The following is a 14,737-nucleotide window of genomic DNA, read 5'->3' on the forward strand; positions in this document are numbered from 1 at the left end:
CATGCCGTATATCGCAGAGTTTTTATTATATATATGCTTTGCCATTACGATGGGAAGCTGTATTCTGCAAAATGTGCCGCAGCGCCATAAGCCAACTGTCGTTGTGCCTAAGGCGCTGCTCCTAACAGCCGTTCTTGCTATTCCGGTGCTTTCGTATATTCCGCTTCATATGACGGCCATCGAATACGCAGAATCCTTCAAGCTAAGCTATGCTGCCATGATGAAAAGCATTTTGCTTGACCTTTCCATTGGTGAAGCCTGGATATGGACGACGCTTGGCGCACTCGGTCTTGCTGCGATCTTGGGCGTACCTGTATTCGCTCGAGATCGGCATATGCCGAAGGTCGCACTAATTCTAGTGCTTCTGCTAACGTTTTGGCTTGGTTATGGTAGTCATGTAGCAACACTCGATGCTATGAATGGACTAATTGTGCATACCGGTCACTTCACAGCTGTAGCGATCTGGCTCGGCATCTTGTTTGTAGTAAGCTGGTTTGCGCAAGATGATGCCAATTGGTCTGCTTTCCTGAAGTGGTTTTCACCGCTTGCAATTGTATGTGTACTAATCGCACTAATCGCAGGCATTACGCTAATGACCTATACAACACCAGAATATACAAATGCGCTTATGCTCAGCTATGGACAGCTGATGCTGCTAAAGCATGCTGCGATCCTGCCGCTTCTATGGCTGGCACTCAGCAACGGCTTCATCTACCCGCGGCTCGCTCGTAACGGGTCATTACCCTCGCAGCGAAGGTTGCTCAAGGTAGAAAGTCTACTCGCTCTAGTCGTGCTAGGCTTTACAGCAGTTATGGGACAGACTGCTCCACCGCATAACGTTCTGGAAACGCTGCGAACAGAAACACCATCAAGCTTATTTACGATGATCTATCAGGGCTCCTTCACACCTGACCTGAAGCTTATATGGCAGTGGAACTTAAGCAGTGGGCTGCTTATCGCTGCTGCGCTGTTAATGCTGTACACTATTGTGATTGCTTTCAAGCAGCGAAGTGCCTTATGGATTGTCGTACTAAGTGTGTTGCTCATTGTTTTTGTATATTTTGCCGTTATGTTTGGCATTGTACCTGCTCCGACAGAATTGGATATGCTCTAAATCAATCAATAACTGGCTGTATGACTTGAATACTACTCATGTCATGCAGCTTTTTTATTTTTCAAGTTCCTTTACTTAGGGCGTGTCGGACAGTGGCACCTTTCACCGCCTTTTCGTCCCCTGCTGCGCTTTGGTATGCATGACGTACTCCCGGTACGCCTTCACAATGCGCCTTGCATGGTCTTAGGCAACATTTGCTTTCTTCAGAGTTCTCAGACCGCCCCTAATAACAAATAGTACCAAACCGATCCATTATAGGCTATCATGAAAGCATACGATACCAAATGTAGTGAATGGAGGCTTATACTTCAATGACATATGATGGACATGATGAACTAAGTGAACGTAGACGCAATAAGCTCAAGCTCATGCGCTTTGATCAAGACCAGCAGGAGCTCGTCATCACGGAAAAACCTAAGGAAACCTTTGAAGACGTCGGTGGCTTGGAAGACATCAAGAAAAAAATTAATCTCAATTTCATTCTGCCTATTAAGCAGCCAGAGGTTTTTGCTGCGTATGGAAAGGAAGTTGGCGGCAGCATCCTGCTGTATGGACCACCAGGCTGTGGCAAAACGTTTCTTGCACGTTCGATTGCCGGTGAGATCGAAGCCAATTTTCTGCACATTGAGCTGCAAGCGATTCTATCGATGTATGTCGGTCAAAGCGAAGTCAATCTTCATGATATTTTTGAACGTGCCCGCGAAAACAAGCCCTGTGTTATTTTCATAGATGAGCTGGATGCTATGGGAGGCAGCCGCAATCAAATGCGTCAGCATCATGATCGTATGCTCGTTAATCAGCTGCTGCTAGAGCTTGATGGCATTCAAGCGCTCAATAGCGGCGTATTTGTAATCGGAGCTACCAATATACCCTGGTATTTGGACTCTGCTCTTCGCAGGCCTGGCCGATTCAACCATATGATGTTTGTACAGCCACCCGCTGAGCCTGAACGTGAGTTAATCCTCAAGCTTAAGCTTGACAACAAGCCTGTAGGCAAACTGGATCTGCATCAAATCGCCAAGCTGACAAAGCATTTCTCTGGTGCCGATCTTGAGCAGCTTGTGCGCGACGCTGTTGAGCGAGCACTTGAACGGACGCTTGAGACAGGCAGCATTCAACCGATTGAGCAAAGCGACCTGCTGCAAGCCGCTAAACGCCGTAAAGCAACAACTGTTGAATGGTTCTCAACTGCCAAAAACTATGCGACCTTCAGTGATCCTAACGGTGATTATGAGAGCATTTTGGCTTATATGAAGGGCAACGGATTAAAATAAGAAAACTATTACTCCATTGCAGGAGGGAATCAATGTGGAACTACTTTATACCGTTACGCTTTCCCGAGTCCATCAGCTTATGGAATGGAAAAGATATTCAGAGGCACTGGATGAAGCTTTAAAATTAATTCAAGAGGATCCTGAAGACTCGGAAGCTTATTCAACCATCGCACTTATTCATTACTATCAGGAGCAGTATGAGCAAGCCCTTCATTGGTGCAAAGAAGCGCTGCAGCGTAATCCTGAAAACCTGCAAGCCTGGTATGTTCAAACTGTTGTCTATTATGATACCGAAAACTGGAAGCAGTTCGATTCGATCATCGATCAGGCGCTGGAGCTTGATCCTGATGAAGCCTTCTACTACTTTTTGTTAGCGAACAGAGAGCTTAGACGCAATAAGTTTCAGGATGCCAATGAACACATTCTGATAGCCCTTGAGCTTGAGCCCGAGCAGGCTTTATATCTGGCAACCTTAAGCTATATTGAGGCACTGCTTGGTCATTTTGATGCCGCTAAGCAGCTTGAGAAGGAAGCGCTAAAACGTGAGACAGAATCCAAAATGGTCTATCTCTATTTAAGCTGGTCCGCTGACAAGCGCGGTGACGATCAAGCCCAGCTGCTTTATCTTAAAAATGCGATTCAGCTTGACCCAGACAATGAACAGATTCGCACTGAATATTTGGAAGGGCTGCAAAAAACGTATGTTTTTTACCGTATTCTTCTTACTCCTACCAAATGGATTAATCGCATGAAGCCGTGGCAGGTCTTCTTATGCTGGATCATAGCATGGATCGTATTCCGACCGCTTGTTATTGTATTTATAGTTTTATATATTGCAGCTTACTGGCTCAGCAAGTGGCTGGTCCATATTAAAGTGTTCGGCTGGAGGTTTAGACGCAATAAATAATATCTGCTTCACCATCAGTAAAGCTGCTTCCTGTCACTTCGATGACATGTGAGGCAGCTTTTGCTTGTTCTTTGAGGAATAGAACAGCTTTAGTCTCAGGTATAATTTACGCATAGAAACAGAAAATTACATATTTTCACAAATAACTGTAACATTTCCAAGCACATTACGTCTGTTCCATTAAAGGAATGCGAGGTGAATGGAAATGCTCAAAAAATGGTTGTTCGTATTCATACTGATCTTTGCTATCACCTCTTGCCCAGCATATAACAACGTAATGTCAAATCATAGAGATATGTCCTTCGCTGAAGCCGAAAAAGCTGGTTATGTCGCAATTGGACCAGATGGGATTGCCAACGTTGATAGACTCGATTTATTCCACGATCGAATTCAGAAGCATAAAAAAAGCCAGCTAACGATTGTTAGCTTCACTGACGAGGGTGATCCTATTTTTCTTGACTTGAAATTTGACGGTCAGGACATTCACTATGAACGGGACAATACCTGGGATAAGTTTGGTGGGAATCATAAAGGGATCGAAGCAACAACGTGCAGCAGCTTTAACAAACGGCCTAGCAATGAAATTTCAAATCGCACCGAATATGTTCTAAGTGATTGCAGCGCTGATATTGGGTTTAGCTTCCCTGATCGGGAGGAATATTTATTGTTTTTCCTTGACGAAATAACCGAAACCGAAGCAGAGGATGCAGTAATAAAATACGTTAACAAACCAATTACGATCATATCGGTAACTAAAAAGGAAAACCAGTATGAGGTAAAGTGGGAGTTAGAAGGAACCTGCGAATCCGGAATTGACTATATCGATATCTATACAGGCAAGTCTACAAATGCCGTACGTACGATGTGCTGAGTACGGGCGGTAGTGGCTTAAGCCTGCAACCAATTGGAAGCGGTATGCGCACAAAACGCTAGGCTTAATTGGTGCAGCACCAATTAAGCCTAGCGTATTTTTGTAAGAGCTACGTATTGGGCAGCCTCTTGAAATTATATCTATTACTTCTGCCTTCTTCTTTTCTCTTGATTAATCAAAATTTTCGCCTCTGCACCCTGCTCTGTTGCCTTGTACAGCTCAACATTGGCAATCTGATCAGGAAAATACTGCTGCCTCACATAATGGTTAGGGTAATCATGCGGATACATATAACCCTTGTGGCCGAGCTGCTCCGCCCCCTTGTAATGCGTATCACGCAAATGGTGCGGCACTTCATCGACTCCAAACTGCTCAATCATCTGATAGGCTTTACCAATCGCCATTGCGGTTGCATTGGACTTTGGACTTTCCACTGCAAATAAAATTGCCTGGGCAATATTGTATTTCGCCTCTGGCCAGCCAATCTTATGATAAGCATCCATTGCCGTTACCGCCTGCACCATTGCCTGTGGGTTTGCAAGGCCGATATCCTCGCTGCAAGCGACAATGAGACGTCGCAAAAACGTCATCGGGTCCATGCCCAGCTTCTCCACCGCATACAAAAACCAGTAAAGCGCTGCGTCGCTGGAGCCGCGAACACTTTTATGAAAAGCCGACAATACATCGTACTGCATGGAGGTGTCCGCACGGATTGTGCGCTTGCGGATCGACTCCTGCGCGATATCAAGCGTAATATGAACCGTTCCATCAGCGCTTGAGCTAGTCGTTACCGCTGCCAGCTCAAGCGCATTTAAGGCACGGCGAATATCTCCTCCTGCCATTAAGGCCAAATGCTCGAGCGCTTCCTCATCCACCTTTAGCTTCATAAAGCCGAGACCACGCTCGGAATCCTTCATTGCCCGCTCCATGGCGAGCTTGGCATGCTTCGGCTCTAGTGACTCAAGCTGGAACAGGGTTGAGCGAGACATAAGCGCGCCATTTACATGATGGAACGGATTCTCTGTTGTTGCTCCGATAAATATGATGATGCCCTGCTCCACAGCTGGCAGCAGCGCATCCTGCCGCGAGGTGTTGAAGCGATGCACCTCATCAAGAAACAAAATCGTACGTTTTCCATACAACGCCTTATTGTTTTTGGCCCGCTCAATTACCTCTCTTACATCCTTAACCGATGCATCGACGGCGTTCAGCCTAACAAATTCAGCTTTCGTATGCTGTGAAATAATATGAGCGAGTGTCGTCTTCCCGCAGCCCGGCGGACCATACAGCAGAATAGAGCTGATCTGGTCGCTTTCGATTGCACGCCGCAGCAGCTTCCCCGGACCAACGATATGCTCTTGACCAATATATTCATCCAACGTTTGTGGACGCATTCGATCTGCCAGCAGCTTGTGCTGGGCAGGAGCCTGCTCTTCCTCCAATGAGAATAAATCCAAGTCATCACTTCCTTATATGTGAACCCATAAGTGAACCATTTTACACATCAATCTGCTTATTCGCTCAGCGTTCCCCAATAGAGATCTGTGCGATAGATCATCTTAACCTCGCCAGCCTGCTCATGTCTTGCGAATAACGCTTTACAATCTTCAATAAAAGCATCATAGCGAGCATCTTGCTCCGTTAAACTAAACGAGGAGGATTGGATTCGTCCTAACAATCCTTTATAATCCAGTACCTGTTCATAATAAAAACTCTCAAGCTTAGGCTGCTTGCCACCATAGAAAGGAGCAAGCGTCTGCACGTTTACTTGCTTGTGCTTGACTTTGTCGTATTGATCGCCGTAGCGCATAAACAGCTCTTCGTAATCGCGAACGAACGCTGAAGCCTCCACATCACGCTGATTCCACAGCAGTACAACTTTGCCTTGCGGCTTCAGCATTCTCATAAACTCAGCTCTAGCTAATCCAGCATCAAACCAATGAAAGGACTGGGCGCATACAATGCCATCAATCGCATGATCTGCAATTGCTGTTGCTTCGGCGGAGCCATTCATCACTTGCAGCTGCTTGTCTGCTTCTTTTTCTACGAGATAAGGTTTTAAATACTCAATCAATGCATGGCGCATCTCATCATTGGGCTCGATTGCGACAACTCGGCTTCCCTGATCTAATAACAGCTTGGTGAAGATGCCGGTACCTGCTCCAACATCTGCAATGAGCTTCTCATTCGTCCAGCCAATCGTTTGCTGCAAGTAGCTTAACACTTGCTGCGGGTAGCTTGGACGGAATTTCACATACTGCTTTGAACGACCTGTAAAACGAGTAGTTGATTGCATAGCGGTCACCCTTTTTCATTATCAATACCATTATTGTACAGAATGCATTCGCTCTCGTCCAATAAACTTCATATACGTAAAAAAGACTATCCAAGTGACAGGCAAGAAAATTTCCTATACCTGGCTTAGATAGTCTCTAAGACACTTCATATTCTACCCGCAGCAGCTTGACTAGTTAAACAACATGTCCGCAAATGCCTGACTTGTCAGCTCCTAGAGTGACGTTAAGCAATAGCCATTTCCATTCGAGTTGCTTAACCGTTACTTCAATAGATCCTTCACAACCTCGCTTACCATGCATAGCCCTGCTACACTTGGGACAAAGGCATTGCTGGAAGGCGGCTGCTGCGCCTTGCGAATTTCTGGCGCATTGTCAGGTACGATACGCTGCGTTACATCCTCTCGCGGCTTAATTGGCTCCTCATCAGAGAAGACCACTTTCACGCCTTTTTTAATGCCATCCTTGCGCAGCTTCGTGCGAACGACACGCGCAATAGGATCCGTGTGCGTTTTAGAGATGTCTGCGATGCGGAAGCGCGTAGGGTCCATCTTGTTTGCCGCACCCATGCTCGAAATAATCGGGATGTTGCGCTTCAGGCACTCCTTAATCAAATGCACCTTGTAAATTATCGTATCCGACGCATCTACAACATAATCCAGCTCATATTCAAACAGCTTTTCATACGTCTCTTCCGTATAGAACATGCGAAGCGAAATTGCATCACATTCAGGATTGATCAGTTTAATGCGATCACGCATCAGATCAGCCTTCGGCTGGCCCACTGTCGTCGTAAGCGCATGAATTTGACGATTAATATTCGTAATGTCTACGACATCCTTATCAATCAGAATAATGCGTCCAACTCCTGTTCTAGCCAAAGCCTCCGCTGCTATAGAGCCTACGCCCCCGATGCCAAGAACGGCAATCGTACTGTTTTTCATTTTGTCTAGCCCTTCAGGACCGATTGCCAGCTCAGTTCGTGAAAATTGATGTAGCATGTTAATGAGCTCCCCCTTTTATCCAGGCTGCTATTCTGCTTGACCAGTAGCTGCAGGTTGAGCTGCAGGCTTAGGCTTCACAACCGTACGAATATGAAGCTGCTCTAGCTGAGACAGTTCCACTTCTGACGGAGCATCGCACAATAGATCTGTTGCACTAGCCGTTTTAGGGAATGCAATCGTCTCACGCAAGTTTGTGCGACCAGCAAGCAGCATCACAAGACGGTCGAAACCAAAAGCAATACCGCCATGTGGAGGCGTACCGTATTCGAATGCATCAAGCAGGAAGCCGAATTTCTCTTGCGCTTCTTCCATCGTAAAACCAAGCGCCTTGAACATTTTTTCCTGTACATCGCGCTTGTAGATACGCATCGAGCCGCCACCAACTTCATAGCCGTTCAATACCAAGTCATACGCTTGTGCGCGAATTTGACCAGGATCTGTATCGAAGTAAGCAATATCATCCTCATTTGGACGTGTGAACGGATGATGCTCAGCCACATAACGCTTCGCTTCTTCATCATAGCCAAGCAATGGGAAGTCAACGACCCAAGCAAATTTGAACTCAGACTCGTTAATAAGATTTAGATCCTTACCAAGCTTCAAGCGCAGGTTGCCAAGCACATCAGCAACGACTTTGGGTTTATCTGCAGAGAACGTAAGCAGATCGCCTTCTTCAACGTTTAGACGCTCAGTAAGCGCTGCGATTTCCTCTTCTTTAAGGAATTTAACGATTGGACCTCTCCACTCGCCGTCTTTCACTTGAATCCAAGCTAGACCTTTACCGCCATAGCGTGCTGCAAACGGCTGAAGGTCGTCAAGCTCCTTACGACTCCAGTTTGCACAGCCTTTCGCATTAAGAGCTTTAACTACGCCACCCTTGGAAGCAACTGTTGCAAAAACCTTAACCTCGCTGCCAGCCACGATATCTGTAATATCCTCAATCTCAAGACCAAAGCGAAGGTCTGGCTTGTCAGAGCCATACTTGTTCATTGCATCCTTGTACGTGATGCGTTGGAATGGAAGCTGAAGCTCTACGCCAACTGTTTCACGAAGCAGCTTCGCCATCAATTGCTCCATCATGTCTAGCAGCTGATCCTGCGATAAGAAGGATGTTTCAATATCGACTTGTGTAAATTCCGGCTGACGGTCTGCACGAAGATCCTCGTCACGGAAGCAGCGCGCGATCTGATAGTAACGCTCAATACCGCCAACCATTAGCAGCTGCTTGAAAATTTGTGGAGATTGCGGAAGGGCAAAAAACTCCCCTTCATGAACACGGGAAGGAACAAGATAATCACGTGCACCTTCTGGCGTGCTTTTCGTTAAAATTGGTGTTTCAATATCCATAAAGCCGTTTTCATCCAAATAATCACGGAAAATTTTAGCCGCTTTCGAACGAAGCATAAGCGTTTGCTGCATTTCTGGACGACGAAGATCCAAGTAACGATATTTCAAGCGGATTGATTCATCAACCTCGATGCCATCCTCAATTGCAAATGGCGGAGTTTTAGCCGCATTCATAATTTCGATTTCCGTTACGCGAATTTCGATTTTACCTGTAAACAAGTTGTCGTTAAATGTTTCTGGATCACGCTCAACAACTTGACCTTTAACTGCAAGCACGTACTCACTGCGCGCACGATCTGCAATTTCAAGCGCCTCACCAGAAAAATCAGGATTGAATACGATTTGCACGATACCTGTACGATCACGAAGATCGATAAACAGTACGCCACCAAGGTCGCGGCGACGCTGTACCCAGCCGTTTAGAATGACTTCTTTGCCTACATCTGCAAGCGACAATGTGCCGCAGTTTGCTGTTTTTAACATTGCATGTCCCTCTTTCATTTGTATAGTTAATCCAAAATTGCTGGATTGGATAATGCTGAATTTAGTTTTTCGATAGGGCTGCCGCCAGCTCGGTAAGCTTCACCGATCTTTGCTCGCTAGTTGCCATATTCTTAAGTGTTATTTCACCATTAGCCAGCTCATCATCGCCTAAAATCGCGGTATACGCTGCTTTCAAGCGATCAGCTGATTTCATTTGCGCCTTCATCTTGCGGCCTTGGTAGTCACGTTCAGCTCGGATGCCTGCTGTACGAAGCTCATAGACAAGCCTAGTCACTTCACGATCTGCAGCCTCGCCAAGCGCAACCAAGTATACATCAATGGAGGTCAGGTCAGGCAGCTCTGTCTCTTGGTGCTCTAGCAGCATAACCGTTCGCTCCAAGCCAATCCCAAAGCCAACGCCTGGTTGATCGGGACCGCCGATATCCGCAACAAGCCCGTTATAGCGCCCGCCGCCACCTACTGTGTCGATCGCGCCAATTCCTTCAGCCTTGAATTCAAACGCCGTATGCGTATAGTAATCGAGGCCGCGCACAAGACGATGATTAATATCAAATGGAATACCCATATCGCTCAAGTGCTGCTGTACCTTCGTAAAATGCTGTTCGCATTCCTCATCGAGACTGTCAAGAATGGACGGCGCATCAGTGAATTTATGCTGATCGACCTTGCAATCTAGTACACGCAGCGGATTGCGGTCCATACGGCTTTGGCAGTCCTTGCACAAATGCTCGCGCATCGGCTCCAGGAAAGCAAGCAGCTTGCTGCGGAATGCAGCACGAACCTCAGGCGTACCAACCGAGTTGATCTCAACACGCACACCCTTCAAGCCAACCTCCGTGTAGAACGTATAACCTAGCGCAATAACCTCAGCATCAAGCGCTGGATCAACTGAACCGACAGCCTCTACACCGAATTGGTTGAATTGACGATATCGCCCAGCCTGCGCACGCTCATAACGGAACATCGAACCGATGTAATACAGCTTCGATACATCAGGCTCACCGTACAGCTTGTTCTCGACATAGGCACGCATAACGCCAGCCGTACCTTCAGGACGAAGCGTCAGCTTGCGATCGCCACGATCGGTAAAGTTATACGTTTCCTTCTCTACGATATCGGTCGTTTCCCCTACACCGCGATGGAACAGTTCAGTAGACTCGAACAACGGCGTGCGGATTTCACGAAAGTTATAGCGGCGGCAAATATCACGAGCTTTGGACTCAACATATTGCCATTTTTCCACAACACCTGGCAATATATCCTGCGTACCAGGAGATCTTTGGAAAGACATAACAAACCCTCCTACAAACTTTTTCTACTTCTTCGAGTGACTTCTCTGCAAGAAAAAGTTACCTCGAAAGCCTAAGCTAAACTTTTCTAGCTTCACTGAGCAACTTCTCGCAAGAAAAGTTACCTCGGAAGCATCAACTTAAACTTTTCTAGCTTCACTGAGCAACTTCTCGCAAGAAAAGTTACCCCGAAAGCATAAGCTCAAAACTTTTCCCTGCACTAAAGCGAAATTTCCAATTGGCTTATAGTAAGTAAGCACAAAAAAACTCCCGTTCCTTTTGAATCATCAAAAGGGACGAGAGTGTAGCTCCCGTGGTACCACCCACATTCCGAACTTGATGCCTTGCATCAACGTTCGCTCTATACGAATATCGCCCGTAACGCGCACAAAACTACTAGCTCATCAAGACGATGCCGTTCATTTCATGTTCTCAAGGATGTTATTCACTCAATCGCTGTTAAGATGCTTGCAGCCTACGGCATCTCTCTCTGGCAACATCGGTTGCTGAGCTACTTCTTCCTATCATCAAATAGCTATTCACTTGTATCTGATAACCTATTTTACTTGCCGCATAGTGGAAAGTCAAGCAGGACGCTTGCCTATCAATAAAAAGACAGAAAAAAACCTGTGGCATCTCCACAGGCTATTAATAATTTATTATTAAAAAGGGGGTCGACTATTATTATAGATCCCCGATATTAATAATATATTATCGTAACATTACAATCAGATTACAAAAAAGAAAGCGCTACTCACCATCACTTGGCGTTTCCACAATGATCGTAACCGGGCCGTCATTAAGCAGCTGCACATCCATCATTGCACCAAATTGTCCGGTCTCAACGGTCAGCCCCTTCGCGCGAAGCAGCTCATTGAAATGCTCGTACAGCTTAAGCGCTTGCTCTGGACGCGCTGCTCTCATGAAGTTCGGTCGACGTCCTTTGCGGCAATCTCCGTATAGTGTAAATTGTGAGACCGAGAGAATAGAGCCTCCGACCTCTGTGACGTCCAAATTCATTACACCCGGCTCATCTTCAAAAATGCGCAAGCCCGCAATTTTGTCCGCCATCCACTTCACGTCTTTTTCAGTATCCTCCTGTGCAATTCCAACAAGCAACACAAGCCCGTAGGGAATTGCCCCTATTTGCTTGCCTTCAACAGTCACACTTGCTTCCTTGCTTCGCTGTACAACAACTCTCACCAGCCAAAACTCCTTTTATTGCATAATGCGCTGAACCGAATATATATCCTTGATCCGTTTAATTTTCTCTACGACACTTGTCAGATGCTCTGTGTTGCTAATAAGCACGGTCATATGAATAACCGCCATCTTATTTTTTGCGGTACGGCCTGAAACGGCACTAATATTCGTTTTCGTTTCTGAAACGGCCTGCAGCACCTCATTCAGCAAGCCGCGACGGTCACTGCCGGTAATTTCGATATCGACACTATAGTTGGCGTTGATAGAATCAACCCATTCTACCTCGATAACGCGATCCACTTCCTCATGATCCGTGCCAAACGGAATGTTCTGACAGTCCATACGGTGAACAGAAACACCGCGACCACGGGTAATGTAACCGATAATCAAGTCACCTGGAACCGGATTGCAGCAGCGTGCAAAACGAACAAGCAAGTTTTCAACGCCTTTTACTTTTATGCCATTATTATTGTTTTTACTGTGCTTAGCATGAGAGCTGCTTTTAATCTCAGTAACTTCATTCGTCAACTCAATTTGATTGGATTCCTCTTGCTCGCGGCGCAGCTTTTCGGTAAGCTTGGTCACAATTTGAGCAGCAGTAATGCCTTGGAAGCCTATCGCTGCAAGCATGTCCTCTATATCGTTAAACGTAAACTTTGCTGCGGCCTCTTGCATCTTCTCGTCGGTCATCCACATATGCGGTTCCAACCCTAGACGTTTCAGCTCGCGTTCAATGAGATCACGGCCTTTTGCAACGTTCTCCTCACGCTTTTCCTTTTTGAACCATTGCTTAATTTTGCTTCTTGCATGGGAGGATTGAGCAATTTTAAGCCAATCCGAGCTAGGTCCATAGGAATGCTTCGACGTTAAAATCTCAACAATATCGCCTGTTTTCAGCTTATGATCAAGCGGTACAATCCGCCCATTTACTTTAGCGCCTATTGTACGGTTTCCGACCTCTGTATGAATGCGGTATGCAAAATCCAGCGGAACAGATCCCGCAGGGAGCTCGATCACCTCGCCATTTGGCGTAAAGACGAATACAAGATCCGAGAAAAAGTCCATTTTAAGAGATTCCATAAATTCAGCTGCATCCTTCGTTTCCTGCTGCAGCTCCAAAATTTCACGGAACCAGGTCATTTTATCGCCAAAGCTGGCATCAGGAACAAGATTACCTTCCTTATAGGCCCAATGGGCGGCGATCCCGTATTCACTTGTACGATGCATATCCCATGTGCGAATTTGCACCTCTGTTGGCTCTCCGTTCGGTCCAATAACCGTTGTATGAAGAGACTGGTACATATTTGCCTTAGGCATTGCGATATAATCCTTAAATCTGCCAGGCATCGGCTTCCATAACGTATGGATGATGCCAAGCGTAGCGTAACAATCCTTAATATTGTCAACGATCACACGGATCGCAAATAGATCATAAATTTCACTAAATTGCTTGTTGCGCGTCGTCATTTTTTGATAGACACTATACAAATGTTTCGGACGACCCGAAATATCGCCCTCAATGCCCATTTCCGCCAGCTTTTCACGAATCATGCTGACAACATCCTCAATAAATGCTTCGCGTTCAACACGTTTTTTCTTCATCAAATTTGCAATGCGATAATATTGCTGAGGATTTAGATAGCGAAGCGCAATATCTTCCATCTCCCATTTAATTGCGGAGATACCTAGACGGTGCGCGATCGGACAGAAAATCTCCAACGTTTCATATGCAATACGACGCTGTGATTCCTCAGATTGAAATTTTAGCGTGCGCATATTGTGCAGTCGGTCAGCTAGTTTAATAATAATGACACGAATATCTTGAGCCATCGCCACAAACATTTTGCGGTAGTTTTCGTTCTGCTGCTCCTCACGTGACTGGAAACGAATCTTTTCCAGCTTCGTCAAGCCATCAACCAGCATCGCGCATGTTTCGCCGAACTTCTCTCGAACGGTTTGCAAATCAACCGTGGTATCCTCCACAACATCGTGCAGCAGTGCCGTAACGATAGATATCACATCAAGATGCATATCCAGCACAATATCCGCCACAGCAAGTGGATGCAGGATGTAGGGCTCTCCTGATTTGCGTACCTGCCCTTTATGAGCCTGATCAGCAAAATCATAGGCTTCTCTAATCAGCATGAGATCTTGCTCTTTCATATAAACGGATGCTTTCTCAATTAATTGCTCAATGCCCATGATCCAATTTCCCTTTCCAAGCCAGACATTCACTCATTTCTCCGAGCTCATCAATACTTATCTCATTATTATGCCTTCTAATAGCATATTACGTCAACGCTCGATTAAAAAAACAGACCGCTAAATCATGTACATGGCAAACCCAATGGTACAAAATTTAGTCGGTCTCCGATTATCCTATTATCACCTAGTAAGTTACCAGCGATTGTACGTCAATGCCTTCAAATTTCTTTCTGCCCTGAAGCTCCTCAAGCTCAATTAGAAACGCAGTTCCGACTACTTCGCCGCCCAGCTGCTTCACAAGATCAACAACCGTTGCAATCGTTCCGCCTGTTGCAAGCAAATCATCTGCGATCAGCACACGCTGTCCTGGCTTGATCGCATCCTCATGCATTGCAAGCTGGTCTGTTCCATATTCAAGTGAATAGCTTGCACTAATTGTCTTGCTTGGCAGCTTGCCGCTTTTTCGTACAGGAACAAAACCAACGCCAAGCTCCAGCGCAAGAGGTGCTCCAATAACGAAACCGCGCGCCTCAGGACCAGCGATTACATCAATATTGTAATGCTCAACCTGCTTTTTAAGCGCTTGAATGGCTGCTTTGTAGGCTTCTCCATCCTTTAACAGCGTTGTAATGTCTTTAAAGGAAATGCCTGGAGTAGGAAAGTCCTCAATCACTCGAATATAATCTTTGAAATTAACAGTTGAATTGGTCAACGAATTCAATCCT

The 14,737-nt window shown here is 45.9% G+C and carries 12 protein-coding genes and 1 other annotated feature; of the genes, 4 read left to right on the forward strand and 8 right to left on the reverse strand.

The annotated features are described in order from the left end of the window. The first annotated feature begins 1 nt into the window (after position 1). The 4 genes from ACFP56_RS02785 (at position 2) to ACFP56_RS02800 (ending at position 4,166) form a co-directional block, all read left to right on the forward strand. Positions 2-1,114 carry a copper resistance D family protein gene (locus tag ACFP56_RS02785; protein ID WP_379230880.1) on the forward strand — a complete coding sequence of 371 codons (1,113 nt, stop codon included), beginning with the start codon at positions 2-4 and terminating at the stop codon, positions 1,112-1,114. Positions 1,115-1,425: 311 nt separating this feature from the next. Next, positions 1,426-2,388: an ATP-binding protein gene (locus ACFP56_RS02790; RefSeq protein WP_379230882.1), complete on the forward strand. Its 963-nt coding sequence runs from the start codon at positions 1,426-1,428 to the stop codon at positions 2,386-2,388. Positions 2,389-2,422: 34 nt separating this feature from the next. Further along, positions 2,423-3,295, forward strand: coding sequence for a tetratricopeptide repeat protein (locus tag ACFP56_RS02795; protein WP_379230884.1), 873 nt, complete (start codon positions 2,423-2,425; stop codon positions 3,293-3,295). Between the two features lie 277 nt (positions 3,296-3,572). Then, entirely contained in the window at positions 3,573-4,166 is a 594-nt protein-coding gene (locus ACFP56_RS02800) for a DUF4362 domain-containing protein (RefSeq protein WP_379230886.1), read from the forward strand. 143 nt (positions 4,167-4,309) lie between these two features. Here the strand turns inward: ACFP56_RS02800 and ACFP56_RS02805 are convergent, their stop codons facing one another. The 8 genes from ACFP56_RS02805 to ACFP56_RS02840 form a co-directional block, all read right to left on the reverse strand. Further along, positions 4,310-5,623 carry a replication-associated recombination protein A gene (locus ACFP56_RS02805; RefSeq protein ID WP_379230888.1) on the reverse strand — a complete coding sequence of 438 codons (1,314 nt, stop codon included), beginning with the start codon at positions 5,621-5,623 and terminating at the stop codon, positions 4,310-4,312. Positions 5,624-5,679: 56 nt separating this feature from the next. After that, positions 5,680-6,462, reverse strand: a complete 783-nt coding sequence (locus ACFP56_RS02810) for a class I SAM-dependent methyltransferase (protein WP_379230890.1) — start codon at positions 6,460-6,462, stop codon at positions 5,680-5,682. Between the two features lie 261 nt (positions 6,463-6,723). After that, the gene (locus tag ACFP56_RS02815; protein ID WP_379230892.1) at positions 6,724-7,461 is read right to left on the reverse strand and encodes a tRNA threonylcarbamoyladenosine dehydratase; all 738 of its coding nucleotides are present in this window, start codon (positions 7,459-7,461) and stop codon (positions 6,724-6,726) included. Positions 7,462-7,491: 30 nt separating this feature from the next. Next, positions 7,492-9,294: an aspartate--tRNA ligase gene (gene aspS, locus ACFP56_RS02820; RefSeq protein ID WP_379230894.1), complete on the reverse strand. Its 1,803-nt coding sequence runs from the start codon at positions 9,292-9,294 to the stop codon at positions 7,492-7,494. A 61-nt stretch (positions 9,295-9,355) separates the two neighbouring features. Continuing rightward, on the reverse strand, positions 9,356-10,606 hold the full coding sequence (gene hisS, locus ACFP56_RS02825; protein WP_379230896.1) for a histidine--tRNA ligase: 1,251 nt from the start codon (positions 10,604-10,606) through the stop codon (positions 9,356-9,358). 287 nt (positions 10,607-10,893) lie between these two features. Then, positions 10,894-11,141: a binding site (T-box leader), on the reverse strand. A 213-nt stretch (positions 11,142-11,354) separates the two neighbouring features. Beyond that, a complete protein-coding gene (gene dtd / locus ACFP56_RS02830; protein ID WP_379230898.1) occupies positions 11,355-11,807 on the reverse strand; it encodes a D-aminoacyl-tRNA deacylase in 453 nt (150 codons plus the stop codon). 15 nt (positions 11,808-11,822) lie between these two features. Beyond that, positions 11,823-14,009, reverse strand: coding sequence for a RelA/SpoT family protein (locus tag ACFP56_RS02835; protein WP_379230900.1), 2,187 nt, complete (start codon positions 14,007-14,009; stop codon positions 11,823-11,825). A gap of 187 nt (positions 14,010-14,196) precedes the next feature. Then, entirely contained in the window at positions 14,197-14,724 is a 528-nt protein-coding gene (locus tag ACFP56_RS02840; protein WP_379230902.1) for an adenine phosphoribosyltransferase, read from the reverse strand. Positions 14,725-14,737: the final 13 nt, after the last annotated feature.

It is taken from the genome of Paenibacillus septentrionalis (assembly GCF_042659865.1).
Lineage (GTDB): Bacteria > Bacillota > Bacilli > Paenibacillales > Paenibacillaceae > Pristimantibacillus > Pristimantibacillus septentrionalis.

What these genes read in the sequence shown, in the direction of transcription:
- ACFP56_RS02810 (WP_379230890.1), bottom strand. Translation starts at nt 6,462, where the DNA reads ATGCAATCAACTACTCGTTTTACAGGTCGTTCAAAGCAGTATGTGAAA.
- ACFP56_RS02835 (WP_379230900.1), bottom strand. Translation starts at nt 14,009, where the DNA reads ATGGGCATTGAGCAATTAATTGAGAAAGCATCCGTTTATATGAAAGAG.
- ACFP56_RS02815 (WP_379230892.1), bottom strand. Translation starts at nt 7,461, where the DNA reads ATGCTACATCAATTTTCACGAACTGAGCTGGCAATCGGTCCTGAAGGG.
- ACFP56_RS02785 (WP_379230880.1), top strand. Translation starts at nt 2, where the DNA reads ATGCCGTATATCGCAGAGTTTTTATTATATATATGCTTTGCCATTACG.
- hisS (WP_379230896.1), bottom strand. Translation starts at nt 10,606, where the DNA reads ATGTCTTTCCAAAGATCTCCTGGTACGCAGGATATATTGCCAGGTGTT.
- ACFP56_RS02790 (WP_379230882.1), top strand. Translation starts at nt 1,426, where the DNA reads ATGACATATGATGGACATGATGAACTAAGTGAACGTAGACGCAATAAG.
- ACFP56_RS02800 (WP_379230886.1), top strand. Translation starts at nt 3,573, where the DNA reads ATGTCAAATCATAGAGATATGTCCTTCGCTGAAGCCGAAAAAGCTGGT.
- aspS (WP_379230894.1), bottom strand. Translation starts at nt 9,294, where the DNA reads ATGTTAAAAACAGCAAACTGCGGCACATTGTCGCTTGCAGATGTAGGC.